This is a genomic window from Kitasatospora albolonga (assembly GCF_039535905.1).
GTDB lineage: Bacteria > Actinomycetota > Actinomycetes > Streptomycetales > Streptomycetaceae > Kitasatospora > Kitasatospora albolonga.
Map to the genome: position 1 here is coordinate 86,337 of NZ_BAAAYB010000014.1, position 24,890 is coordinate 111,226.

General features: G+C 72.6%; 19 protein-coding genes, 2 pseudogenes and 1 riboswitch. Of the genes and pseudogenes, 10 read left to right on the plus strand and 11 right to left on the minus strand.

All coding sequences use genetic code 11. The annotated features are described in order from the left end of the window. Positions 1-146: 146 nt before the first annotated feature. Positions 147-942 (plus strand): annotated as a pseudogene (locus ABD946_RS04485) (IclR family transcriptional regulator). Positions 943-973: 31 nt separating this feature from the next. On the opposite strand, the gene ABD946_RS04490 reads toward ABD946_RS04485, so the two are convergent. Beyond that, entirely contained in the window at positions 974-1,291 is a 318-nt protein-coding gene (locus tag ABD946_RS04490) for an antibiotic biosynthesis monooxygenase family protein (protein ID WP_345280269.1), read from the minus strand. A gap of 81 nt (positions 1,292-1,372) precedes the next feature. On the opposite strand from ABD946_RS04490, the gene ABD946_RS04495 reads away from it, so the two are divergent. Continuing rightward, entirely contained in the window at positions 1,373-1,840 is a 468-nt protein-coding gene (locus ABD946_RS04495) for a hypothetical protein (protein WP_345280271.1), read from the plus strand. A 1-nt stretch (position 1,841) separates the two neighbouring features. Here ABD946_RS04495 and ABD946_RS04500 read toward each other — a convergent pair whose 3' ends face one another. Both ABD946_RS04500 and ABD946_RS04505 read right to left on the minus strand, forming a co-directional pair. Further along, on the minus strand, positions 1,842-3,023 hold the full coding sequence (locus ABD946_RS04500; RefSeq protein WP_345280273.1) for a glycoside hydrolase family 16 protein: 1,182 nt from the start codon (positions 3,021-3,023) through the stop codon (positions 1,842-1,844). A gap of 6 nt (positions 3,024-3,029) precedes the next feature. Then, positions 3,030-3,197, minus strand: a riboswitch (cyclic di-AMP (ydaO/yuaA leader). Between the two features lie 167 nt (positions 3,198-3,364). Further along, on the minus strand, positions 3,365-4,603 hold the full coding sequence (locus tag ABD946_RS04505; protein ID WP_345280275.1) for an esterase/lipase family protein: 1,239 nt from the start codon (positions 4,601-4,603) through the stop codon (positions 3,365-3,367). A 204-nt stretch (positions 4,604-4,807) separates the two neighbouring features. Here ABD946_RS04505 and ABD946_RS04510 point away from each other — a divergent pair, with 204 nt between their 5' ends. Next, positions 4,808-5,203, plus strand: a complete 396-nt coding sequence (locus ABD946_RS04510) for a guanyl-specific ribonuclease (RefSeq protein WP_345280277.1) — start codon at positions 4,808-4,810, stop codon at positions 5,201-5,203. A gap of 59 nt (positions 5,204-5,262) precedes the next feature. On the opposite strand, the gene ABD946_RS04515 is transcribed toward ABD946_RS04510, so the two are convergent. Then, positions 5,263-5,574, minus strand: a complete 312-nt coding sequence (locus ABD946_RS04515) for a hypothetical protein (protein WP_345280279.1) — start codon at positions 5,572-5,574, stop codon at positions 5,263-5,265. A gap of 112 nt (positions 5,575-5,686) precedes the next feature. Then, positions 5,687-6,127, minus strand: coding sequence for a GNAT family N-acetyltransferase (locus tag ABD946_RS04520; protein ID WP_345280281.1), 441 nt, complete (start codon positions 6,125-6,127; stop codon positions 5,687-5,689). 225 nt (positions 6,128-6,352) lie between these two features. Between ABD946_RS04520 and ABD946_RS04525 the strand changes: the two genes are divergently transcribed. Continuing rightward, on the plus strand, positions 6,353-9,661 hold the full coding sequence (locus ABD946_RS04525; protein ID WP_345280282.1) for a carbohydrate binding domain-containing protein: 3,309 nt from the start codon (positions 6,353-6,355) through the stop codon (positions 9,659-9,661). 102 nt (positions 9,662-9,763) lie between these two features. Continuing rightward, positions 9,764-10,093 (plus strand): MoaF-related domain-containing protein, encoded by a 330-nt coding sequence (locus ABD946_RS04530; protein ID WP_345280284.1) that lies wholly within the window; start codon positions 9,764-9,766, stop codon positions 10,091-10,093. A gap of 13 nt (positions 10,094-10,106) precedes the next feature. Here the strand turns inward: ABD946_RS04530 and ABD946_RS04535 are convergent, their stop codons facing one another. The 6 genes and pseudogenes from ABD946_RS04535 to ABD946_RS04560 form a co-directional block, all read right to left on the minus strand. Next, positions 10,107-12,428, minus strand: a complete 2,322-nt coding sequence (locus tag ABD946_RS04535) for an arylsulfatase (protein WP_345280285.1) — start codon at positions 12,426-12,428, stop codon at positions 10,107-10,109. Further along, positions 12,425-14,038, minus strand: a complete 1,614-nt coding sequence (locus ABD946_RS04540; protein WP_345280287.1) for an ABC transporter ATP-binding protein — start codon at positions 14,036-14,038, stop codon at positions 12,425-12,427. The genes ABD946_RS04535 and ABD946_RS04540 overlap by 4 nt, the downstream gene beginning before the upstream one ends. Before the next feature lie 124 nt (positions 14,039-14,162). Continuing rightward, complete coding sequence (locus ABD946_RS04545) at positions 14,163-14,999, minus strand: ABC transporter permease (protein ID WP_380150509.1); 837 nt, start codon at positions 14,997-14,999, stop codon at positions 14,163-14,165. Between the two features lie 4 nt (positions 15,000-15,003). Continuing rightward, positions 15,004-15,947 (minus strand): annotated as a pseudogene (locus ABD946_RS04550) (ABC transporter permease). A 3-nt stretch (positions 15,948-15,950) separates the two neighbouring features. Further along, positions 15,951-17,513 (minus strand): ABC transporter substrate-binding protein, encoded by a 1,563-nt coding sequence (locus tag ABD946_RS04555; protein ID WP_345280289.1) that lies wholly within the window; start codon positions 17,511-17,513, stop codon positions 15,951-15,953. A 113-nt stretch (positions 17,514-17,626) separates the two neighbouring features. Then, positions 17,627-18,589 carry a TauD/TfdA dioxygenase family protein gene (locus ABD946_RS04560; protein ID WP_345280291.1) on the minus strand — a complete coding sequence of 321 codons (963 nt, stop codon included), beginning with the start codon at positions 18,587-18,589 and terminating at the stop codon, positions 17,627-17,629. A 411-nt stretch (positions 18,590-19,000) separates the two neighbouring features. On the opposite strand from ABD946_RS04560, the gene ABD946_RS04565 reads away from it, so the two are divergent. From ABD946_RS04565 to ABD946_RS04585, 5 genes are all read left to right on the plus strand, one after another. After that, positions 19,001-20,191 (plus strand): ROK family protein, encoded by a 1,191-nt coding sequence (locus ABD946_RS04565; protein WP_345280293.1) that lies wholly within the window; start codon positions 19,001-19,003, stop codon positions 20,189-20,191. 9 nt (positions 20,192-20,200) lie between these two features. Continuing rightward, positions 20,201-21,256 (plus strand): enolase C-terminal domain-like protein, encoded by a 1,056-nt coding sequence (locus tag ABD946_RS04570; protein WP_345280295.1) that lies wholly within the window; start codon positions 20,201-20,203, stop codon positions 21,254-21,256. A gap of 14 nt (positions 21,257-21,270) precedes the next feature. Beyond that, positions 21,271-22,017 (plus strand): SDR family NAD(P)-dependent oxidoreductase, encoded by a 747-nt coding sequence (locus tag ABD946_RS04575; RefSeq protein WP_345280297.1) that lies wholly within the window; start codon positions 21,271-21,273, stop codon positions 22,015-22,017. Between the two features lie 53 nt (positions 22,018-22,070). Further along, complete coding sequence (locus ABD946_RS04580) at positions 22,071-24,119, plus strand: right-handed parallel beta-helix repeat-containing protein (protein ID WP_345280299.1); 2,049 nt, start codon at positions 22,071-22,073, stop codon at positions 24,117-24,119. A gap of 70 nt (positions 24,120-24,189) precedes the next feature. After that, positions 24,190-24,890 (plus strand): SMP-30/gluconolactonase/LRE family protein (locus ABD946_RS04585; protein ID WP_345280301.1); only part of this gene is annotated, 701 nt, incomplete at its 3' end.

Consider the following 24,890-nt stretch of genomic DNA (forward strand, 5'->3'; position numbering starts at 1 on the left):
GGTGGGTGCCTCCTCGATACCGACCCACCTACTGGCGGGTTCGGTTCTGTAAGGTGGAGACTAGTTTCCGCGATACAGAATTTCAACGGTTTGTTGAGGTAGATCGCCGGGACTCTACTCCTCCTCCACAGCAGAAGGGAACGCCGGTGGCCACCACCCCCGCTGCAGCACCGTCCGGGGCCGAGCGAGCCGGCGGCGGCGTCCAGTCCGTCGAGCGCGCCTTCCAGCTGCTCGAAGCACTCGCCGACTCCGGCGGCATCGCGACCCTGAGCGAGCTCTCCGCCAGCTCCGGCCTGCCGATGCCGACCATCCACCGCCTGATCCGTACCCTCGTGCAGCAGGGCTATGTCCGCCAGGACACCGCCCGCCGCTACACCACTCGGCCCGCGGCTGATCCGCCTCGGCGAGACCTCAGGCCGCCTGCTGGGCAGCTGGGCCCGCCCGTACCTGGCCGAGCTGATGGAGGCCACCGGGGAGACCGCCAACCTCGCGGTGCTGGAGGGCGGCGAGGTGGTCTACGTCGGCCAGGTGCAGTCCCGCCGCTCGATGCGGATGTTCACCGAGGTCGGCCGTCGGGTGCAGCCGCACTGCACCGGCGTCGGCAAGGCGCTGCTGGCCCAGTTGGACGAGCCCGAGGCCCGCGCGGTGCTCGGCACCCAGCCGCTCCAGTCGCACACGCCGTACACCGTCACCGACCCGGACGAGCTCTTCGCCCAACTGGCCCACGCCCGGGCCTCCGGCTACGTGGTGGACGACCAGGAGCAGGAGATCGGCGTGCGCTGCATCGCGGTCGCCGTCCCCGGCGCACCGACCCCCACCGCCCTCTCGGTCTCCGGCCCGGAGGCCCGGATCCGGGCCCTGGAGGCGCAGGCCGGGGAGAGCTCGCTGGTCCCCGTGATGCGCCAGATCGCGACCCGACTCGGTCAGGTCCTCGCCCCCTGACGTCAGGTCAGGCCCGCCCGACCTCCCGGCCTCAGTCCGGATCGAGGTCGGGCGCGCCCACCTGTGCCGCCGTCAGCTGGAAGACCGTCAGCTCCGGCTCCACGCCCACCTCGCGGAACAGCCGCGGCGCGGCGGCCAGCTTCGGATCCGCCCGGACGGCCTCCAGGGTGGCCTTGTCCCGCCACAGGCTCTGCACCCGCCAGCGGCCACCCGGGCCGCGCAGCAGCTCCGTCCTGATCAGCCCCTCCGGCAGCGCCCCTGCCACCAACTCCCGGTACGACGTCACGAGTTGGGCCTCCTTCTCGGGGCCGACCACCCCGGAGACCTCGCTCAACACCTGTCCGGACACCGTCCGCACCTCCATCTCTCCCGGACACTCTGCCGATACATTCTGTGCAGTTGGCGACACGGAGAGCGAACGGAGTGGACCATGGGTGGACGGAAGCTGACGGTGGTGCTGGCCGCAGCCGCAGCGCTGGTGCTGGGGGTGACCGTGCCGGCGAGCGCGGCGCCCTCGAACTCGGACCTGGAGGTGGTCCGGCTGGACCCCGAGGCGGCTCCCCCCGGTGGCACCACGACGGTGCACGGATTCGTCGCCAACGGGGGCCCCGACCGGACCGAGTCGCCCTTCACGGTGGTGCTGACGGTCCCCGAGGGCTTCACCTTCGAGGGCCCGACCTTCCCGACCGACTGCACCCTCACGGCCGGGAACCACGCGCTGACCTGCACCTTCGGCGCCGGCCTGCCTCAGTACCGGACCGCGACGGTCCTCGCCCCCGTCCGGGTGGACACGGACGTGCCCCCCGGCACGACGGCCGAGGGGCAGGTGACGGTGGTCAGCGCGGACGACACGGACCTCACGAACAACTCCACGCCGTTCACGCTCTCCGTGAGCTGACTCAGCGGTAGACGCGGACCCAGTCCGCGGCGAAGTCGATCGGTGCGGTGCCGGACGGCGCCGGGTGGTACTTCCCGGCACCCACCGAGAGGTTGAGGATCAGGTAGGCGGACCAGTCGGCCCCCACGCCCTGGTTGTCGGAGAAGACCTTGACGCCGTTCACGTACCAGTCGACGGAGTTCGCACCGTAGTACGTGCCGATGGTGACCCACTTGTCGTGGCCGATCGCGGTGGCGTCGGTGAGGTACTTCTGGCCCGACCTGACGTGGTTGGTCAGCTCCAGCAGCGCGGCGTTGTCCGGGTGGTACTCGAAGGTGTCGATCTCCCCGTTGCCGTTCTTCCAGGTCCACAGCGCGGGCCACGCGCCCGCCTCGGAGGGCAGCTGCACCCGGGCCTCGGCGTAGTCGCCGGTCCGCACCTGGAAGCCCTGCGAGGAGTACTCGGTGGTGAGCAGTCCGGTGTCCCAGGCCTGCTTGCCGTTCTCCAGGGTGTGCACGGAGGGCTTGGCGGTGAAGGTGGCCACACCGTTCGCGACCGAGACGCCGGACGGGTTCAGCCAGTCCAGCTTGTTGTCGTCGGGGTTGTGGTTGCCGTAACGGTAGCTGCTGCTGCGGTCGTTGACCCACTTGCTGCCGAGCGCGACGGGAGCGTCGAACTCCTCCGACCAGGTCAGCGCCTTGCCCGGCACGGGCGAACCACCCGGGGTCGGGGTCGGGGTGGGCGTCGGAGTGGGCGTGGGAGTGGGCGTGGGGGTCGGGGTCGGGGTCACCGAGGCACCGCCGACGGTCAGCTGACGGGACGGCAGGTTGTGCCAGCCCCCGTTCTGGTCCTGCCAGAAGCCGAACTGGGTGTACGTCCCGGCCGGCAGCGCCCGGGCGCCACTGGTGAAGGTCACCCCGCCCGGGCAGATCCGCACGTTGCTCGCGTTGCCGGGGAAGTCGAGGTTGCGGCCGGCCGCGTCCCGGACGCCGACGCCGAGGGTCTTGGCGGTGAAGCAGGAGCCGGAGTGCACGGTCAGGCTGGCCCGGCCGGCCACGTCCGCGGCCAGGGTGTTCGGGCTGAGCCGGTCCTGGGTGACGACGGTGACGGCCTCGGCCTGGCCGGCCAGCGGGGCGGCGGCGATCAGCGGGACGGCCACCAGGGCGGCCGCGCCGAGGCGCGCGGGAGTGACGGAGAAGCGCATGGGCAGGAGTCCTCTTTCGACGCCTGCGAGGTGAGCTGTCGGGTTCGGGCATGAGGGAACGCCCGGCCGCCCGTGAGCGGCTTCACCCCGAGTGCCCCTGCGCCGAGTGGGCGGGCAGGGGTCACGGACTGACCTGGTTCCCCCGCTCCTGCCCGTACTCGGTGTGGTCGAGTGACCGTCGACGGGCAGGCAGGACTCGGCGCCCCGGCGACGGCGTCCGCTCGTACGCGGACAACTCCCTGCAGGCTAGGCGGCGACCCGCCGAGCGACAACGAGACGTCCCTCACAGGACCCGGCCCACCGGTCGCAGCCGACCCCTTGGGCGGATACCGTTCCGCTCCTCAGGACAGCCAGGCGGCGACCTGGGCGGCGGCGGCCGGAGCCCAACCGAGTTCGAGGTGGTTGAGGTCGGTGAGCAGCCTGGTGCCGCCGACGGTCCGGATGCCGGTGGTGTCGAGGGCGCTGGCGGTGAGGACGATGCCGTCGCTCGGGCCGCGGTTCTCGTTGAGCAGGCCGGGGAGGTCGGCGGAGCCGCCGGCCAGCAGGTAGGCCGGGACGGCGGCCGGGGTGCCCGCGGCCTGCAGCGGGGCGATCAGCGAACCGGCGTCGATCGCGGCCTGGATGCCCTGGCCGGCGGTGTAGTAGCCCTGGCCGCCGTAGTAGGTGGTCCACCAGTCCTGGGTGAGCTGGTCCACGCCGTACCGCCCGTCCCAGCGGGCCAGCAGCTGGCGCTGGCCGGGGAAGCAGTCGGAGCCGTTGACCGGCAGCACGCCGAGGCAGGGCTGGGAGGTGTAGGTGCCGTAACAGGTCATCCAGAGGTGCGGGGAGGGTGCGTTGGCGGTGCCCCCGCAGGCGGGCCAGGTGGCCAGCGAGAAGCTCCAGCCGTGGGCGTAGACGTAGTCGAGGCCGCCGTTGGGGCCACCGAGGGTGACCAGCCGACGGACGTCTCCGGGGTAGGCCCGCCCCCAGGACGGCCGGACCGAGGAGGCCCAACTCCGGGCCGCCACTTCGCCCTTGCTCCAGGCGACCAGGTCGACCTGGCCCACGCCGAGCCGGTCCCGGATCACCGCGACGGCGTCCCCGACCGCCTGGGCCTGCATCAGGTTGTCACCGTGCTTGTGGGCGAACCCGATCGCGAAGACCCGGTGCCCGGCGGCGGCCAGCTGCTGCGCCAGCCCGGTCGAAGGGCAGCTCGCCGCACCGCAGTTGCCGCTCTCGGCGGGGTTGGCCCAGGCCCGGTCCGCGTTGTCGTTGGCCCCGTGCACCAGCAGGACGGCGGACTTGGCGCCGGTGTCCCAGCCGGCGGCCGAGTAGAGCAGGAAGCGGGCCGAGGAGGGGCGCTTCACCCCGCCGAAGTAGCTGACCCGGGCGCCGTCCTGGTCACCGCGGCCGTCCGCGGGGAACTGCTCGGCGCGGAACCCGGTGGTGGTGTCGTACCAACGCTCCACCTTGGCCCAGCCGTTGCCGGGTGCGGAGTACGTCGCCTCCAGCTTCAGGTACGCGGGGGTCGCGGCGGCGGCCGGACCGAGGCCCAGCGCCAGGGCGGCGCAGCTGAGCAGCAGTACGAGGAGTCGTCTCACGGGGAGCTCCAGCCTGGTGGGGGGGCAGGGGTCCGGCCACGGTAGGCGGACCGGCACCGCTCCCCCATGGCACGGTCACACATCCGGCACCTGCGCCGCATGGCGGCAACCCACAAGTCACTTGGATTCACGGCGAGTTACCCGTCGGTGAAGTGTTTCCGCAACGCTTCCTCCGGGACCTGACAAACCCTCAGACTGAAAAACATGCGAATCACTCTACGCGCGTTGAAGACCCGTGCCGCTTCCGTCGCCGCCGTCGGTCTGCTCACCCTCGCCCCCACCGCCGTGTTCGCCACCGACGCCTCCGCCACCGTCAGCGGGAGCATCTGCTACACCGCCCTCCCGACCGAGGGCCGCACCACCGTCAAGCTGATCGACCAGGGCGGCCCGTTCCCCTACAGCCAGGACGGCATCGTCTTCCAGAACCGCGAGGGCGTGCTCCCGAAGCAGACCACCGGCTACTACCACGAGTACACCGTGAAGACCCCGGGCTCCTCGACCCGCGGCGCCCGCCGCATCGTCACCGGCAAGGTCTTCCACGAGGACTACTACACCGCCGACCACTACGCGACCTTCTACAAGGTCAACTTCGGCTGCTGACGCCCCACTTCACCCACCGGTCGCCCGCCCCACTTCCCCGGGGGCGGGCGGTCGCGCGGTCAGCTCGGGACGGGCCGCGCCGGACGCGGCGCACGCTGACTGAGCCCCATCAGGCCGAACCCGACCAGCAAGAACACGTTGCCGATCATCACCAGGCCCATCCGGAAGCCGAACTCGCCGACCAGCAGCCCGAACACCGCCTGCCAGACCAGGGCGAAGGCCGACACCAGCTGGGCCCAACCGTGCAGCCGGGGACGGCGGACGTACCTCCGGTTCAGCGGGAGCATCCAGCCCCGCGTCAGCGTCGCGATCCCCGACCCGGCGAGGAAGACCGCCACCAGCAGAGGCGGAACTGCGAGATACACCTTCACGATTCGCTCCCCGCACCCCGGACACGCTCCGGAGCGCAGCGCGATCATGGCACCCGGCCCCCACCGCGTCCAGTGCCGATCCGCGTGATCGTCCACCGCCGCACCGGCGCGTTCACGGCAGCTCCCGCACCATGAAGACGTCCACCGGGTCCTCGGTCTCGACGGTGAATCCGTGGCGTTCGTACAGCCGTCGGGCCGGGCTGCCCTGGAGGACGTTGAGGCGGACGGGGGTGCGGGTGCGGTCGCACTGCTCCAGCAGCCGACCCAGCACGCCCGAGCCGACGCCGGCTCCCTGGTGGCGCGGGTCGAGGTAGAAGTGCTCCAGCCAGCAGCCGTCCGCGGCGGGCCGCAGGGCCACGCAGCCGGCGAACTCGCCGGCCACCTCGATCACCCAGGTGTGGCCCGGGTCGAACCCGTCGCGCAGCCGCTGCCGGACGCGCTGCGGGTCGTACCGGCCGAGCCGCTCCAGATCCGGTCGCAGCACCGTCGCGCGCAGCTCGGCCACCGCCTCGACGTCCGAAGCCGATGCCTGCCGAAGATCCCAGTCCGCCATGCCCGGCACGCTATCGCGCCGGACCCGGGGCCTCGCCTCCGGACCTGACGTCGGGCCTTTACGGGGGATTTACGGACGAGTACTCTCCTGAAACATCTTGCAGAGTCTTGCGCAAGACGGAGCGTCAACTCCGGTCGGTGGCGTGCGCCGCAGGGCCCCACCCCTGTGCCGTCGCCGGAGGGGGCGTCTCCTCCCCCACCCGTCAGGCATTCGAGGAGTCCCTCCGTGGACCGTGAAGTCGCACGCCGCCCCCGGCGATCCCGCCATCCACTGGCCGCCGTACTGGCCGTCGTGGCAGGGCTGTTGGCCACCCTGCTGCCCGCACTCACCGCCAACGCGGCCACCACCGCGACCGTCTACTACAAGCCCGCCACCACCTGGAGCGCCGTCTACCTGCACTGGGCCCCCACTGGCGGGAGTTGGACGACCGCGCCCGGCACCGCCATGGAGGCGGCCTGCTCCGGCTGGTTCAAGAAGAGCGTCGACCTCGGCGCCGCCACCGGTCTCCAGGCCACCTTCACCAACGGCTCGGGCAGTTGGGACAGCCGCAACGGCGCCAACTACCAACTCGCCGGCGGCGTCAGCGCCGTCTCGGGCGGCACCGTCACCACCACCGACCCGTGCGCGGCCGCCACCCCCACCTCCGCGACCGTATTCTACTCCACCGCCGGCCGCAACTGGCCCGCGTACTACCTGCACTGGGCCCCCACCGGCGGCACCTGGACCACCTCCCCCGGCACGGCGATGACCGCCGCCTGCACCGGCTGGGTGAAGCAGACCGTGGCCCTCGGCTACGCGGCCACCTGGCAGGCGACCTTCAACAACGGCGCCGGCACCTGGGACAACAACGGCGGCGCCAACTACCAGCTGGGGACGGGCTCGATCACCGTCAAGGACGGCGTCGTCGCCCACTCGGACCCCTGCGGCACCACCACGCCGGAGCCGACGCCCACCCCCACCACGACGCCGACCCCGGCGACCGAGGCCACCGTCTGGTACTCGACCACCAGCGTCGGCTGGTCCACCGTCAACCTGCACTGGGCCCCCACCGGCGGCGCCTGGACCACCTCCCCCGGCACGGGCATGACCGCCGCCTGCACCGGCTGGGTCAAGCGCACCGTCAGCCTCGGCGCCGCCACCACCTGGCAGGCCGTCTTCAACAACGGCAACGGCGTCTGGGACAACAACAACGGCGTCAACTACCAGCTCCGCGGCGGCAACAGCACCGTCAAGGACAAGACCGTCACCCCCGACGCCACCGACCCCTGCGCCACCGCCGTCCCGGACACCACCGCCCCCACGGCCCCGACAGGCGTCAGCGCCTCCGCCACGGGCACCGGCACCGTGCTCACCTGGAACCCGGCCACCGACGACCGCGGCGTGACGGGCTACCAGGTCACCCGTACCGGCGGCAGCCGGGGCGGCTCCGTCGTCGACACCACCTCCACCGTGTACTCGCAGAGCGGCCTGGAGCCCACCACCTCCTACTGCTGGACCGTCAGGGCGAAGGACGCGGCGGGCAACCTCTCCACCGCCTCCGCTCCGCCCGCCTGCGCCACCACCGGCACGGCGGAGCCGGCCCCCGCCGCCGGCGCCCCGCTGGGCGGTGACCCGCGCAAGGACCCGATCTACTTCGTCCTCACCGCCCGCTTCTACGACGGCGACAGCTCCAACAACCGGGGCGGCAGCCAGGACGTGAAGTCGGGCAACGCGGCCAACGCCGACCCGATGTTCCGCGGTGACTTCAAGGGCCTGGTGCAGAAGCTGGACTACGTCAAGGCGCTGGGCTTCTCGGCGATCTGGATCACGCCGGTGGTGCTCAACCGCTCGGACTACGACTACCACGGGTACCACGGGTACGACTTCTACAAGGTGGACCCGCGCCTGGAGTCGGCCGGCGCCTCGTACCAGGACCTGATCAACGCCGCGCACGCCAAGGGCGTCAAGATCTACCAGGACGTGGTCTACAACCACAGCTCCCGCTGGGGCGCCAAGGGCCTGTTCACCCCGACCGTCTACGGCGTCCGGGACAGCCAGTGGAGCTGGTACTACGACGCCCCCAACTCCGGCTTCGAGTACGACGGCCTGACCGTCGACCCGGTCTCGGGGAAGTCGTACTACAACGGCGACCTCTGGTCCACGGCCGAGCCCAGCGGCAACACCTGCCTCAACTGGGGCAAGCCGACCGGTGCCAGGAGCCCCGAGGGCTACACCATCTACAACTGCCAGTGGCCGGGCGCCACCACCGGGATGTTCCCCAAGGCGCTCTACCACGCCTGCTGGATCGGGAACTGGGAGGGCGAGGACTCCCGCTCCTGCTGGCTGCACGAGGACCTGGCCGACTTCAACACCGAGAGCCCGGTGGTGCAGCAGTACCTGATCGGGGCCTACGACAAGTACATCGACATGGGCGTGGACGGCTTCCGGATCGACACCGCCGTGCACATCCCGCGCGTCACCTGGAACCGTCGCTTCCTGCCCGCGATCCAGGAGGAGGTGGCACGGAAGTTCGGCCCGGAGAAGGCGAACGACTTCTTCGTCTTCGGCGAGGTCGGCGCCTTCGTGAACGACAGGTGGAACCGCGGGTCGGTCAACCACTCCGCCCAGTTCTTCACCTGGAAGGAGCGCAGGGAGTACACCTCGGACGACGTGCAGGCCGCGCTCGACCAGTTCGCCTACGAGAACACCATGGGCACCGGCAACCAGCCGACCTCCACGAACGCGGTGCTCAACGGCAACGAGTACCACGCGCCCGACCACTCGAAATTCTCCGGCATGAACATCATCGACATGCGGATGCACATGAACTTCGGTGACGCGTCCAACGCCTTCAACAACGGCAAGGACAGCGACGACTCCACCAACGACGCCACCTACAACGTGGTCTACGTGGACAGCCACGACTTCGGCCCGAACAAGTCGAGCACCCGCTACGCGGGCGGCACCGACGCCTGGGCCGAGAACATGGCGCTGATGTGGACCTTCCGGGGCATCCCCACCCTCTACTACGGCTCGGAGATCGAGTTCCAGGCCGGGAAGCAGATCGACTGCGGCCCGACCTGCCCGCTGGCCGGCACCGGGCGGGCGTACTACGGGGACAAGGTGGCCGGTGAGGTGACGGCCGGCCAGTTCTCGGTGGTCTCCTCGGCCTCCGGCCCGGTGGCCACCACGCTCCAGCAACCGCTGGTCAAGCAACTCCAGCGGCTCAACCAGATCCGCCGCGCGGTGCCCGCCCTCCAGCTGGGGCAGTACTCCACTCAGGGGGTCTCCGGCGACGTGGCCTTCAAGCGCCGGTACACCGCGAACGGGACGGACAGCTTCGCCCTGGTGGCCGTCACCAATGCCGCCACCTTCTCCGGGATCCCGAACGGCACCTACAAGGACGCCGTCACCGGGGACGTGAAGAACGTCACCAACGGCACCCTCGCGGTGGCCGCTTCCGGCAAGGGCAACCTGCGCGTCTACGTGCTCGACCTGGGCGGGGCCAACGCCGCCCCGGGCAAGGTCGGCGCGGACGGCCCGTACCTGAAGTAGGCGGCGTTCCGGGCCGGTGGTCCGATAGGTTGGTCGGTACGGGCGGCTCGCCGTCCGTACCCACCCGCCAGCCGTAGCCACCAGACGAGGACGCCTCCCGAGATGACCGCGCCCCTGCCCGCCTTCGCCGGACACACCTACCTGTTCCAGGTCGACAACGGCGCCGCCTTCCGCAACACGTACTCGGCGGACGGCACCCGGCTGCGCTGGGAGGGCCTCGGCGAGTCGGCCGGGCAGTGGGAGGACGTCGCCCTGCACGTGGCCGAGGTGGCCCCGGCGGTCTACTTCGTCAGCTGGACCGAGAAGGGCGGCATCACCGTCAGCCACGTGATGGACCTGACGCGGCTGACGGTGCGTGCCTTCTGGACCTACGAGGGCGAGGGCGGCCGGGTCGGCGAGCTGCACACCGGCTCGCTCACCCCGGAGTCCTGACCCGCCGACCCCGTCACTCGAACGCGGCGGCCGCCTCCTTGAGCGCGGTGGCCACCGTCTCCGGGTCGTACGGGGCGGGCTCGCCCGGCAGGTAGGTCACCGCGTGCAGCCGGCCGCCGTAGCGGAAGCTGCGGTGGCGCTCGTACACCGGCCAGGAGACCGGGGACTTGCGGTCGACCCCGACGCTGATGCCCTGGAACGGGGCCATCCCGATCAGCTGGTGGACCGGCCCCAGACGGCCCGTCACCTCGCCGTCCACCAGCAGCTCGAACTCCCACTTGAGGTCGGCCACCGCGTGCGCCCGCAGGCCGACCGTCCGGGCGCCCGGCTCCAGCGGGCCGCCGCCGGCCTCGAACAGCTCGCCGTACTGGTTGTAGGCCAGCCGCAACGCGCCGTCCTCCACGTAGAGGCTGTAGCCGCCGCCCTGGTCGCCGTGCGAGACCAGCACGCCCTGGTCGCCCGCGCGGTGCTCGGTGAGCTCGGCCACCACCTCGAAGGAGCGGAAGGCGATCAGCCGGGAGGAGCGGTAGCGCTCCAGCTCGGGGGTGCCGGCCAGCAGGGTGAGCGGCGCGCGCAGCCCGGCGTCCTCCGGGTGGCGCAGGGCCAGGCCCCCGGAGCGGTCGGCCAGCGGGAAGACCCCGTTGCGCCAGGCCGCGTCCTCCCAGGCCTCGGCCAACTCCTTGACCACCTCCGGGAATTCGGCGGAGACGTCGGTGGTCTCGGTCGGGTCGGTGCGCAGGTCGTAGAGCGCCCACTCGCCGTCGTCGTACGGGCTGCCCGGGCGGTGCAGGGTGACCAGCTTCCAGCCGTTCCGGTAGTAGCTGCGGTTCCCGGTCATCTCGCAGTACTGCTCGGTGTGGGTGGAGTCGGCCTCCGGTGCGCGCAGCACGGAGGCGAAGGAGATCCCGTCCAGCTCCTGCACGCTCTGCCGGTGGCGCTCCACCGGCCGCTCCACCCCGGCGAGTTCGAGGATGGTGGGCAGCACGTCGGTGACGTACTGGTACTGCGTCCGGACGCCGGGGTCGCCCTCGGCCCGGGGCAGTCCGGCCGGCCAGGAGAGCACGAAGGGCACCCGGACGCCGCCCGCGTAGGTCTGGCCCTTGTAGAGGCGGAAGGGGGTGTTGGAGGCCATGCCCCAGCCGCGCGGGTAGTGCACCAGGCTCTGCGGGCCGCCGATCAGCTCCACCTCCCGCTCCACGTCCGGGTTCCAGTCGGCGGGCAGCGCCGGGTGGTGGACGAAGCGGCTGAAGTAGCTGCGGGTGCCCTCGGCGCCGCCCTCCCCCGTGCCGCCGTTGTCCGAGGTGAACAGGATGATGGTGTTGTCCAGCTCGCCGAGCGCGGCCAGGGTGTCGGTGAGACGGCCCAGGTTCTGGTCGACGTTGTCGACCATCGCCGCGTAGACCTCCATGTAGCGGGCGTACAACTTCTGCTCGGGCTCGGTGAGTTCGTCCCAGGGCCGGACGTCGTACCCGGCCTCGCCGTTGCGCTCGGGCAGCCGGGTGCCGTCCGGGAAGTGCCCGGCGGCCAGCTGGCGGGCGAAGCGCTCGGCGCGCAGCTCGTCCCAACCCCGGTCGTAGCGGCCCCGGTAGCGGGCCAGGTCCTCCGGCTTGGCCTGGAGCGGGCCGTGCACCGCGTTGTGGGCCAGGTAGAGGAAGAAGGGCTTCTCGGAGTCGTGGGCGCGCAGCGACTTGACCATCGAGATGGCCTGGTCGGTGATGTCGTCGGTGTAGTAGTAGCCGTCGGGGAACTCGTCGATGTCCAAGGGGCTGTTGTCCCGCACCAGTTGGTGCGGGTGGAACAGGCTGGTCAGGCCCTCCAGCACGCCGTAGTACTGGTCGAAGCCCTTCTGCAGCGGCCAGTTGGAGCGGTCGTTCGCGGCGTTGGAGGCGGAGTCCCGGGTGAGGTGCCACTTGCCGACGGCGTAGGTCGCGTAGCCGCTGTCGTGCAGCAGCTCGGCCAGGGTGGGGATGTCCCCGGCCACCTCCATGCCGTAGCCGGGGAAGCCCGGGTCGGCGTTGGCCACGAAGGAGTAGCCGACCCGGTGCGGGTTGAGGCCGGTCAGCAGGGCCGCGCGGGCCGGGGAGCAGAGCGGCATGGTGTGGTAGTTGGCCAGCTTGACGCCGTTCCCGGCCAGCCGGTCCAGCGTCGGGGTGGGCACCTCGGCACCGAACGGGCCGATGTCGCTGTAGCCGAGATCGTCGACCAGGACGACCACGACGTTCGGCGCCCCGGTCCGGGCCCGGCGGCGGGGCGGCCAGGCGGCGGTGGACTCGCCGAAGGTGCGGCCGACGGTGCCGGGAAAGCCGGCGTAGGGGTCACGGCGGGTGGTGGTCATGCGGCGCTCCGGTCATGGTGGCTCACGTGCGGTACGGCGGCGAGCAGTTCGGCGGTGTACGGGTCCTGCGGGTCGGTGACGACCCGGTCGGCGGGGCCGGTCTCGACGATCCGGCCGCGGTGCATCACGGCGATGCGGTGGCTCACCTGCCGCACCACGGCGAGGTCGTGGGCGATGAACAGGACGGCCAGGCCCAGCTCACGCTGGAGGCCGGAGAGCAGCTCCAGCACCTGGGCCTGGACCGAGACGTCCAGGGCGGAGACCGGCTCGTCGCAGATCAGCACCGAGGGGTTGGGGGCCAGGGCCCGTGCGATGCCGATCCGCTGGCGCTGGCCGCCGGAGAAGGCGCGTGGGTGCCGCTCGGCGGCGGAGGGGTCGAGCCCCACCTGGGCCAGCAGTTCGCCCACCCGCTCGGCCCGCTCGGCGGGGGTGCCGAGGCGGTGCGCGATCAGCGGCTCGGCCAGGATCTGGCCGACCGTCATCCGGGGGTTGAGCGAGGAGTACGGGTCCTGGAAGACCAGTTGGACCTCACGGCGGGCAACCTTGGAGCGGGTGAGCTCCTCGCCGCGGTAGCTGATGGTGCCGGTGCTCGGCGCGTGGGCCTGGACCAGGGCGCGGGCCAGGGTGGACTTGCCGGAGCCGGACTCGCCGACCAGGCCCAGGGTCTCGCCGGGGTGCAGCTCCAGGCTGACGCCGGCAAGCGCGGTGGCCCGGCGGCGGCGCGGGCCGTAGGTCTTGGTGACCTCGCGGACGGTGAGCAGCGGCTCGGGGCCGGGGGTGGAGTTGGCGGCGGCGGTGGACGGGGCCTCGAGGCGCGGGACGGCGGCCAACAGCTGTCGGGTGTACGGCTGTTGCGGGCTGCGCAGGACCTCCTCGGTGCGGCCGTGCTCGACCACCTTGCCCTGGTGCATCACCAGGACCCGCCGGCAGGTCTGGGCGATCACGCCGAGGTCGTGGCTGATCAGGACGAGGGCCGTGCCGCGCTCGCGGTTGATCCGCTCCAGCAGGAGGAGGATCTGCCGCTGCACGGTCGGGTCGAGGGCGGTGGTCGGCTCGTCGGCCACCAGCACCTCTGGGTCACCGGCCAGCGCGAGGGCGATCATGATGCGCTGGCGCTGGCCGCCGGAGAACTGGTGCGGGAAGTCCCGCAGCCGTCCGGCCGCACCCGGGATGCCGACCAGGTCGAGCAACTCGGAAGCGCGTTCCGCGCGTTGGGCCTTGGCGAGGTACCGGCCGTGCGCCCGCAGCGCCTCGTCCAGCTGGCGGCCGACGGTGAGCACCGGGTTGAGCGAGGATATCGGATCCTGGAAGATCATCGCGATCCGGCGGCCGCGCAGCCCACGCAGCTCCGGCTCGTCCAGCTGCGCCAGGTCCTGCCCGCCCAGCTCGATCGAGCCGCCGGAGACCCGCCCGCCGGCGGGCAGCATCCGCAGCAGCGCCAGCGCGGTGGTGGACTTCCCGGAGCCGGACTCGCCGACGATGCCGAGCGTCTCCCCGGCGCCGAGCTCGAAGGAGACCCCGGAGACGGCCTCCGCCCCGTCGAACTCGACGCGCAGATCGGTGACTTGGAGCACGGTGGCGACCGTGGTCTCCGGCAGTACCGCCGTCATCGTCGGATCCCTTCGTTCAGTGCCTCCGCGATCAGCGTGAAGCCGAGCGGCCGGCGGCGGACGACCACCAACGGGGTCGCGCCTCCCCCGCCCCGCCACCAGCCCGCCGCGGGCGTCCGTCCCGTCATCGTCGGATCCCTTCGTTCAGTGCCTCCGCGATCAGCGTGAAACCGAGCACCAGGGCGGTGACCACGACCAGCGGCGCGGCGGCGAAGGTCGGGTGGCTCGACAGGTACGCCATCGACTGGCTGAGGATGCCGCCGAGCGAGGGCTCCGGCGGACGCAGGCCCACGCCGAGGAAGCTCATGGCGCCCTCGATGAAGACCGCCAGCGAGAAGGCGATGGCCGCCTGCACGATCAGCGGGTCGGTGGCGTTGGGCAGGACGTGGCGCAGCAGCACCCGGGCCTTCGAGGCGCCGCCGAGCCGGGCCGCCAGGGCGTACTCGCGCTCGCGCTGGACCAGGATTCCGGCCCTCAACTGCCGTCCGAAGCCCGGGATCTCGGCCAGCGCGATGACGATGATCACTGGCCAGCGGCCGGGGCCGAGGACGGCCGTGACGGCCAGTGCGAGGATCAGGCCGGGGAAGGCCAGCAGCAGGTCGAAGACCCGTTGGACGGCGACGTCGGCGCCGCGCGAGGTGGCGGCCAGCAGGGCCAGCGAGCAGCCGAGCACGGCGCCGGCCGGGACGGCCACCACGCTGATCAGCAGGTCGGCCCGGATGCCGTGCAGCACTCGGCTGAACAGGTCCCGGCCGAGGTCGTCGGTGCCGAAGGGATGGGCCCCGCTCGGCCCGGCCAGGGCCAGGCCGCTCTGGGCCAGCGGGTCGGCGTCGGTGAGCAGGGGGGCCAGCAGCCCGGCCAGCACGACCAGCCCGACCAGGGTCAGGCCCGCGGTGCCCCGGAGGGTGTGCAGTCCGGCCGGGAGGAAGCTGCGACGGGGTGCGAGGGAGATGGTGGTCAACAGGTCACTCCCACCTGATCCGGGGGTCCAGCCACGTGTACACCAGGTCGGTGAGCAGCTGGACCGCGACGTAGACGGCGACGAGGAGCAGCAGCAGGTCCTGCACCACGGGGTAGTCGCGGCGCAGCACCCCCTGCTCGGCGAGCTGGCCGAGGCCGGGCCAGGCGAAGATGGCCTCCACCAGGACGGCGCCGCCGAGGAGTTGGCCGACCTGGAGGCCGAGCACGGTGACGGCGGGCGGCAGCGCGTTGGGCAGGGCGTGCCGCCAGACGATCCGGCGTCGGGAGACGCCGAGCGCGGTGGCGGTACGGACGTAGTCCTCGGCCAGCGCCCGCTCCAGCCCGTCCTTGAGGTAGCGGGCCAGGATGGCGGCGCTGGGCAGGGCGAGGCAGAGCGCGGGCAGCAGCAGGTACTGCAGGCCGATGTCGGGCTGGTCGAGGATCGACTCGTGGCCCCCGGCGGGTAGCAGACGGAGCGTCACCGCGAAGACCAGCACCAGCAGCACGCCGGTGACGAAGGGCGGCACGGCCAGCACCGTGGTGGTGAAGGCCCGGACCGCGGCGGCCACCGGCCCGCGCCGCACGGTGGCGCCGATCACCCCGAGCGGCAGGCCGATCAGGGCGACCAGGACCAGGGCGCCAAGGGTGAGTTCGACGGTGGCGCCGAGGCCGTCGCCGATCAGGGTGGCGACCTCGCCGCCGATGGCGTAGCTGGGGCCGAGGTGGCCGGTCAGCAGGTCACCGAGCCAGGTCAGGTACTGGGAGAGGAAGGGCTGGTCCAGCCCGAGGCGGGTGCGGATGGCCGCGACCGCCTCGGGGCCGGCGTCCGGCCCGGCCAGGCTGGTGGCCGGGTCGCCGGGGATCAGCCGGAGGATGGAGAGATCAGGAAGGAGGCGGCCGCCAGCACCAGCAGCCCGGAGGGCAGCCGCCTCAGCAGGAAGGTGCGCATCCGTCAGGCCGTCAGGTAGGCGTCGTCGAGGTTGAGGTAGGTGAACTTGTTGAGCGTGGCGCCGCGCACCTTGGGCCCGGCCACCTCGATCTGGCCGCCGATGGCAAGGTCGATGACGAACTCCTCGTCCAGCAGGATGTCGGTGATCTGCTGGTAGAGCGCCTTGGCCTCGGGGCTGTCGGCGTCGGGCCGCTTCCAGGCGCGCTGCACGATGTCGGTGTAGGCCGGCGAGGAGAAGTGCGAGCTGTTCTTGGCCTCGTTGAACGGGTAGGCGCTGACCGCCAGGGTGGCGGGGTGGAGCTGGGCGAAGCCGTGGCCGAGGGTCCAGAGCGCGGGCATGGTCTGGGAGATCAGCTGCTTCTGCATGGTCGGCGAGTCGGTCGGCTGGAGCACGGTCTCGATGCCGACCTGCTTGAGGTCGTGCTGGATGATCTGGGCGAAGGCGATGCCGTCCGGGGTGTTGGAGTGGGCGAACGGCAGGGTGAGGCCGGTGACCCCGGCCTCGGCGAGCAGTGCCTTGGCCTTCTCCGGGTCGTGGCGGTACTTGGTGGCGTTGGCGTCGCTGTAGGCGGGCGAGGACTTGGGCCACGGGGCGGCGGAGGGCAGTCCGTAGCCGCCGAGGGCCTGCTGGACCAGCCGCTCGCGGTCCACTGCCCAGGAGATGGCCTGCCGGACCCGCTTGTCCTTGACCTGGTCGGCGCTGACGTTGACGCCGATGTAGTAGGCGCCGGAGCCGGTGTCGTAGGGCTTGAGCTGGAACTGCCCGGAGGCCTTGAGCCCGGCCAGGTCCTTGCCGGGCACGTGGTAGGAGAGGTGGCTCTGACCGGTCTTCAGCGAGGCCACCAGCGAGTCGGCCTGCGGGATGACCCGGATCTCCACGCCGTCCAGGTAGGGGCGGCCCGGGTTCCAGTACTTGTCGTTGCGGGTGAAGGTGATCGAGGAGCCGGGGGTGCGCTTGCCGAAGACGAACGGGCCGGTGCCGACCAGCGCCTTGCCGGCCACGGCGTCCTCGACGGTGGCCGAGTCCGTGATGATCATGAACTCGAAGAGGTCGAAGAGGTTGGAGACCGGGTGGGCCAGGGTGAGGGTCAGCTCGTGGTCGCCGTTCTTGGTGAACTCGGTGACGGTGGCCGCCGTGGTCCTCAACTGGGCGGAGCGGACCGGGTTCTGGAGGTTCTTGATGGCGAAGATGACGTCGTCGGCGGTGAACTTGCGGCCGTTGTGGAAGGTGACGTCGTCGCGGAGCTTGAAGGTGATGCCCTTGCCGTCCGCGGCCAGCTGCCAGGAGGTGGCCAGCTCGGGCTGCGGCTTCAGCTGGTCGTCGTAGCGGGTCAGGGTGTTGAAGACCAGGCGCTGCACCAGGGTGTTGGCGCTCTGGGCGAAGAGCAGGCTCGGGGTGAAGTCGATGGTGGTGGCGATGGCGAGGGTGCCGCCGCGGCGCGGACCTCCCGACGGGGAGGCGGCGGTGCTCGCGCTCTCGGCCGCCGAGCGGCAGGCCGCCAGCGAGAGCAGGCCGGCCGCGGCGACGGAGCCGCGCAGGAGGGAGCGGCGGGAGAGCGTGGTCATCGTTCCGTGTCCTTCATCGAGGGGTGGCTTCGTGGGGGATGGTTTGTTCGGTGCCGAAAGTAACGACGGCGGCCGGGACCGCCGTCGTCACGGCGTCAGGAGACCTACGGGGGTCAGGAGTTGAGGGCGGCGGCTTCGAGCTGCTCGGCCGGGACGATGCCCGCCACGGCCGGCGGGTCGGCCGGCTCCAGCAGGCGGCTCGGCTGCCCGTCCGGGCCGACCGGCAGGTCGCCGTCCAGGGTGATCCGGCGGACCAGGCGCGGCTCGTCGCCGTAGTCGTTGACGGCGTAGTGCTGGGTGGCGCGGTTGTCCCAGATCACCACGTCGCCGACCGACCAGTCCCAGCGGACGGTGTTCTCCAGGCGCTCGACGTAGCGCTGGAAGAGGGTGATCAGGGCGCGGCTGTCGGCGCCCGAGACCCCGACGATCTTCTGCGCGAAGGCGCCGAGCAGCAGGGTCTTCTCCCCCGTCACCGGGTGGACCCGCACCAGCGGGTGCTCGGTCTTGAAGGCGGTGGAGACGAAGACCGAGCGGAACAGCTCGGCCACCTCCTTGTTGTCCGCCAGCTCCGGGGTGAGCGCCAGCGAGGCCGCGTAGTCGTAGTCGTTGGTGTGCACGGCGCGCAGGCTCTCGGCCAGCGTCTTCAGCGGGGCCGGCAGGTCCTCGTACGCGGCCACCGTGTTGGCCCAGACGGTGGAGCCGCCGGCCGGCGGCAGCTCCAGCGAGCGCAGGATGGAGGCCTTCGGGTAGGAGGGCACGAAGGTCACGTCGGTGTGCCAGTTGTTGGCCCGCACGCCCTTGGTGGCGTCCAGCTCGAAGATGTACCGGCCGTCCGCGCTGGGGACGGTCGGGTGGCCGACCGGCTGGCCCAGCAGACGGGCGAAGGCCTCGTGTCCGGCGTCGTCCAGGTGCTGCTGGCCGCGGAAGAAGAGCACCTTGTGCTCGTACAGCACGGCCTCGATCGCGGCCACCGTCTCGGCGGGCAGGTCGCCGCCGAGCGTGACGTCGTGGACGATCGCGCCGATCCGGCCGGCGGCCGGGGTGAGGTTCAGCTGGGTGGAGACGGCAGTGGTCATGACGGTCCCTCGGTTCTGGTGAAGGGGCGTGCTCGGGCACGGCGGGCAGCGCACGGCACGGGCCGGCGGCGGAGGAGAAGCGTGGAGAGCGGCGCGACGGGGCGCGGACGAAAGCGGCGTCAGCGGGAACAGCGGCAGCGGCGACAGGGACAGGAGGCGGACAGGGCACGGCACATGCGGACGGTCATCGCTCCTCCTTCGGTCACTCGCTCGAACTGCGGCTCGGTTTCTGGGCATCATCGTGGTGACCGCGAGCCGGTCTGTCAAACACCATCTCGCCTGGTGGGAGCGGGTGTTGCGGCTTCGTTGCGCCGTGTTGCGGCGGATGGCGGGCCTCGGCGGGGCTTGTCCTTCCTTCTGTTGTCGCATTAACTTTCCAAGCGAAATTAACTCGAAGGGAGGCAGCCTCCGATGACCACCCCCACGACCCGCGCGGTCCCTGCGGAAAGTGCGCGGCACAACGCCGCCGCCGTGGTGCGGACCGTGCTCGCCCACGGCCCGCTCCCCCGCCACCGGATCGCCGAACTCACCGGACTCTCCGCCGGCACCGTCTCCCGGCTGACCGGACGGCTCGCCGACAGCGGCCAACTGGTCGAGATGGAGCCGGAGTTGGGTCCGAGCGCGACCGGGCGGCCGCGGATCCCGCTGGACCTGCCGGTCGAGGAGACCGCCGTGGCCGGGGTGCACATCGGCGTGCTGCGCACCACCCTGGGCCTGGTCGACCTGCGCGGCGGGGTGCTGGCCCAGTGGGCCGTGCCACGCGGGTCCACCGACCCGCGCGAGCTGGTCGACGAACTGGCTGAGGCCCTGGCCGACCTGACGGCCTGGCAGTCGCACCGGCGGCTGCTCGGCATCGGCGTCTCCACCGGCGGCTGGGTCGACACCGAGTCGGGGACGGTGGTCGAGCACGGCCCGCTCGGCTGGCACGACGTCCCGCTGCACGCCGCACTCGCCGAACGGCTCGACGCGCCCGTCCGGCTCGATGCCCTGGTCCGCGCGCTCGCGCTCGCCGAGGGCTGGTACGGCGCCGGGCAGGAGACCGACAGCCTGCTCGAACTCTTCGTCGGCAACGTGGTCGGCGCCGCCTTCACCGTCGGCCGTCGGATCCACCGCGGCCCGCGCTCGGCGGCCGGCGGCATCGCCCACCTGCGGCTGCCGGGGGTCGAGGGAGTGCTGTGCGGGTGCGGCGCCTCGGACTGTTTACAGGCCGTGCTGGCCGACGGTTCGGTCCTCCAACTGGCTCGCGGGCAAGGCATGGTGGGCCAGGAGGAGTCCTTCGAGGACCTGGTCCGGCTGGCCCGCGACGGCCACCTCGGGGCGATCCGCCTGCTGCGCACCCGCGCCCGCTCGGTCGGCCGCGCGGCGGCCGTCCTGCTCGACCTGGTCAACCCCGAGCTGCTGGTCCTGGCGGGCGGCCCGCTGAAGACCCCGGAGTACCTCCCGGACGTCCGCGCCGAACTGGCCCGCCACAGCTCCCTCGGCCCGGCCGCCGCCACCCGCCTCGTCCCCTCCGGCCTGGGCGACCACGCCCTGGTCCTGGCCTCCGCCGCCGTCTTCCTCAATGCCTGGTTCTCCGACCCCCTCACCCACCACCTTCCCTGAGAGGCCTCCGTGCTCACCGTCGAACTGTTCCGCGCCCGTGTGTCCGCGCGGACCTCGTGGGACGTGGTGCGGGTCCGCGACGCGGACGGGGCGTTCGGGCTCGGCGAGTGGTCCGATGCCGGGCCCGGGGCCGAAGCACTGTGGCCGTCGGTCACGGAGCGGCTGGCCGAGGGCGGGTCCGGCGGCGATGCGCTGGCCCTGCTCGATCAACTGGCCTCCGGAGAACGGCGGTTCGCCGCGAGGACGGTCCGCGGCGGGCTGGAGCAGGCCCTCACCGACCTGGCCGCGCGGCGGGCCGGGGTGCCGCTCTGGCGGTGGCTCGGCGGCCGGGCCGCACGCCCGGTGCGGCGGTACGCCAACCTGAACCGGGCGCTGCGCCGACGCACCCCCGAGGAGTTCGCCGAGGTCGCGGCCGCCGCCGTGGCCGCCGGGTACACCGCGCTCAAGTGCGCGCCGTTCGACGGCCTCCCGGACGGGGAGCGGCTGGGCGGCGGCCTCGCCCGGGCCCGGGCGGTCCGGGCGGCGGCCCCGGACGCCGAGCTGATGGTGGACGCCCACGCGCTGCTCTCCATCGACCAAGTGCTGCGAACCGCAGCGCAGTTGCGCGCCCTCGACCTCCGCTGGCTGGAGGACGCGGCCCCGCTGGACGGGCTCACCGCCGTCCGCGAGGCGGGCATCGCCCCGCTGGCCGGCGGCGAGTTCGCCACCGCCCCGGCCGAGGTGCGCCCCGCCCTGGGCGCCGGCCTCGGCTGGCTGCTGCCGGACGTCAAGCACGCCGGTGGCCTCGCCGCCGCCCGCGCCCTCGCCGAGGAGGCCCTGGCCGCCGGGGCCGGGGTCTCGCTGCACAGCCCGTCCGGCCCGGTGGCCACCGCCGCCGGACTGCACCTGGCGGTGGCCCTCGGCCCGTCCGTGGAGAGCGAGTTCGCCTTCGGCGAGGCCTCCTGGCGGCGCCACGCAGTGCACCCCGCCGAGACCCCGGACAGCCCCTGGCTCACCCTCCCCGAGGGCCCCGGCCTCGGCCTGGACCTCGCACCCGGCCACTGGCACCCCCACACCCCGACCTGACAGGAACCAGCACCGTGCCCCTCCCCCTCGCCGACCGGATCGCCGTCGTGACCGGCGCCGCCCACGGCATCGGCGCCGCCGTCACCGCCGAACTCGCCGCCCGCGGCGCCCTGGTGGTCGCCGTCGACCTGGCCCCCGTCCCCGCCGCCGACCGGGTCACCCCCGTCCGGGGCGACGTCACCGACCCGGCCACCCGCGCCGCCGCGCTGGCCGCCGCCGAAGCCCTCGGCGGCCCCGCCCGCATCCTGGTGCAGGGGGCGTTCTCCGGCACCCCGACCCCGCTCGACCAGCAGGACGACGGGAGTTGGGACACCATGCTGCACACCGTCCTGACCGCTGCCCGCCACTTCGACACCGCCTTCCTGCGCGCACTGCCGCCCGGCACCCCGGGCTCGATCGTGCACATCGCCTCGCCGCACGCCCACGGCGCCGTCCCCGGCTTCGCCGCCTACGCAGCCGCCAAGGCGGCGCTGCTGGCGCTCACCCGGGCGGTGGCCGTCGAGTGGGGCGCGCGCGGGGTGCGGTGCAACGCGGTGGCCCCGGGCTTCGTACCGGTGGAGCGGAACCGGCACGTGTGGAGCGATCCGCAGCTGGGCCCGGCCCTGCTGCGCGCCAATCCGCTCGGCCGCCACGGCACCGCCGCCGAAGTCGCCCGCGCCGTGGCCTTCCTGGCCGGCGACGAAGCCTCGTTCGTCAACGGCACCTGCCTGGCCGTGGACGGCGGGGCGACCGCCATGCTCCCCGAAGCGCTGCTGCGCTGAGGGTCCGTCACCAACCGAGAAGAGAGCTCCGTGTCCATCACCCAGGAGGGCGAGTGTCCCGCCGCCTCCGGCTGCTCACCGCAGCCCTCGCCGCCGCTCTGCCCCTGACCCTGGCCGTCCCGGCCGCCGCCGAAGCGGCTCCGGTCACCGCCTACCTGGACTGCTCCGCCGCCACCAACGGCACCGGCACCCAGTCCTCCCCGTACAACACCCTCGCCGCCGTCAACTCCCTCACCCTGACGCCCGGCAGCGCCCTCCGCCTCAAGCGCGGCTCCACCTGCCGCGGCACCCTGACCCCGGTCGGCTCCGGTACCGCCGCCGCGCCGGTCACCGTTGACGCCTACGGCACCGGCCCGCTCCCCGCCGTCAACGCCGACGGCGGCACCGAGGCCGTGCTGCTCGCAGACCTGGCGTACGTCGAGGTCCGCAACCTCGACCTGAGCGCGCCGGGCGACAACCGGTCCACCCGGCGCGGTGTGTACGTCCGGGCCACCGACACGGGCACCCTGCCCGGGATCGTGCTCCAGGGCCTGGACGTGCACGACGTGCGCGGCAAGCTGCCCGCCGTCACGGGTGCGGGCGCGGGCACCGGCAAGTACGCCGACGCCTCCGGCGGCATCGTGGTGGAGGCCAAGGGCTCCACCACCCCCACCGCCTTCACCGGGCTGAAGATCCTCGACAACCGGATCCACGCGGTCGACCGCCAGGGCATCTACACCTGGTCCAACTGGTGCCGCAACACCCGGCTGGCCGCGTTCTGGAACAGCCTCTGCTCCGCCCCCTGGGCCCCGTCCACCGGCCTGGAGATCCGGGGCAACCGGCTCTGGGACATCGGCGGGGACGGCATCGCCCCGATGACCGGGCAGCAGACCCTGGTGGAGCGCAACCTCCTGCAGGGCTTCAACGTCCGCTCCGGCTCCCCCAACGCCGGTATGTGGACCGCGAATTCGGTGGACGTGACCTTCCAGTACAACGACACCTCGGGCGGCCGCACCACCAGTGACGGCATGGCCTACGACGTGGACCACTCCACCGACGGGGTGGTGTTCCAGTACAACTACTCCCACGACAACCAGGGCGGCTTCTTCCTGCTCTGCCCCTACGACACCCCGACCAGCAACTTCACCATCCGCCACAACGTCTCGGTGAACGACCGGGCCCGGGGCTTCCAGGTCTGCCCGGGAGCGCTGAAGAACGGCCGGATCCACCACAACACCATCTACCTGGCCGACGGCATCAGCCAGCAGATCGTCACCGAGGGCACCAACGCCACCCTGGACGTCCGTTTCACCGACAACATCGTCGCCAAGCACGGCAGCTCGGGAACGGTGGGCTGGACGCTCAACGACCCGGCCTTCACCATCGACCACAACGTGTTCTACGCCGTTCCGACCCCGGCGGGGGCGACCAACACCGTGACCGGCGCCCCGCTGCTCTCCGGCCGCGAGCTGGCCGACCCCTGGGGCTACCGCCTGCTGGCCGGCTCCTCGGCGCTGGGCGCGGGCGGGGCCAACACCGGCTGGTACCAAGGCCCTTCGGTAACCGCCCCGACCCTGGCCGCCCACTTCAACACCGACCCGGCCGGCTCCGCCCCCGCCGGGTGGACCGTCACCGGCCCGGCCGCCGGGGCGGTGGTCGGCGCCGACCCGGGCGGCGGCTACGGCAACTCCCTGCTGCTCACCCGCCAGGCCACCGAGGTCAACGCCGTCCGCACCTTCCCCGCCGTCTCCGGCGAGACCCGGGTGGACCTGCGGGTCCGGGCCGGGCAGACCGGCGCCCCGCTCGGGGTGCACCTGCTGGACGCCGCCGGGGCGCCGGTGGCGCAGTTCAGCCTGGCGGCCAACGGCAGTGCCGCCCTGACGGACAACGGGAGTTGGACCGACGCGCCGTTCGCCTACCCGCCGGGGGTCTGGCTCCGGGTCGCCCTGCTGCTGCACCCGGCCACCGGGACGTACGACCTGCTGGTCGACGACGTGCCGCTGGCCACCGCCCGGCTCACCGCCGGGTCGGGCCCGGCCGACCGGCTCCGGCTGCGGGTGCAGCCGGGAACCGGCGCCGCGACCTTCGCAGTTGACGATCCACTGGTCCAACCGCTCGACTGATCCCCACCACCCGGCCGCCCCGCACCGACACCGGTGCGGGGCGGCACCCCGCGCTCCCGAGGAGACCTCCATGCGTGCCGAACCCGCCGACAGCCACCGGCTCACCCTGGGCGAGGGCCCGCGCTGGGACGCCGACGCACAGCGGCTGTACTGGCTGGGCATCCCCGACCACGAGATCCGCTGGCTCGACCCGGCCACCGGCCGCACCGACGGCCTGCGCCTGGACGTCACCCCCGGCTGCCTGGCCCCGGCCGGCCCGGACCGCCTGCTGCTGGCCACCGAGCGCGGCTTCGAGAACCTCGACCTGGCCACCGGCACCCCGGAGTTGGCCACCCCCGTGGAGGCCGAGGACGCCGGCCGCCGGATGAACGACGGCGCCGTCGACCCGTTCGGCCGGATGGTGGCCGGGACCATGCAGCGCGCCGAGCCTCGCACCGACGGACGGCTCTACCGCCGCGAGTCGGACGGCACCGTCCGGCAGCTGCTCGGCGGCCTGGCCATCCCCAACGGCCTCGGCTGGCCGGAGCCGGACCGCTTCTGGCACATCGACAGCCCGAGCCACCGGGCCACCCTGTACGAGTACCCCGAGCACGGCCCGCTCGGCGCCACCGTCCGCACCCTGGACCTGTCGCAGTACCAGGGCGAGCCCGACGGCCTGGCCCTGGACCCGGAGGGCAACCTCTGGATCGCCTTCTGGGGCGGCCACGCCGTGCACTGCTTCTCCCCCACCGGCACCCTGCTGGCCACCGTCGAGGTCCCCGTCCCCCGCGC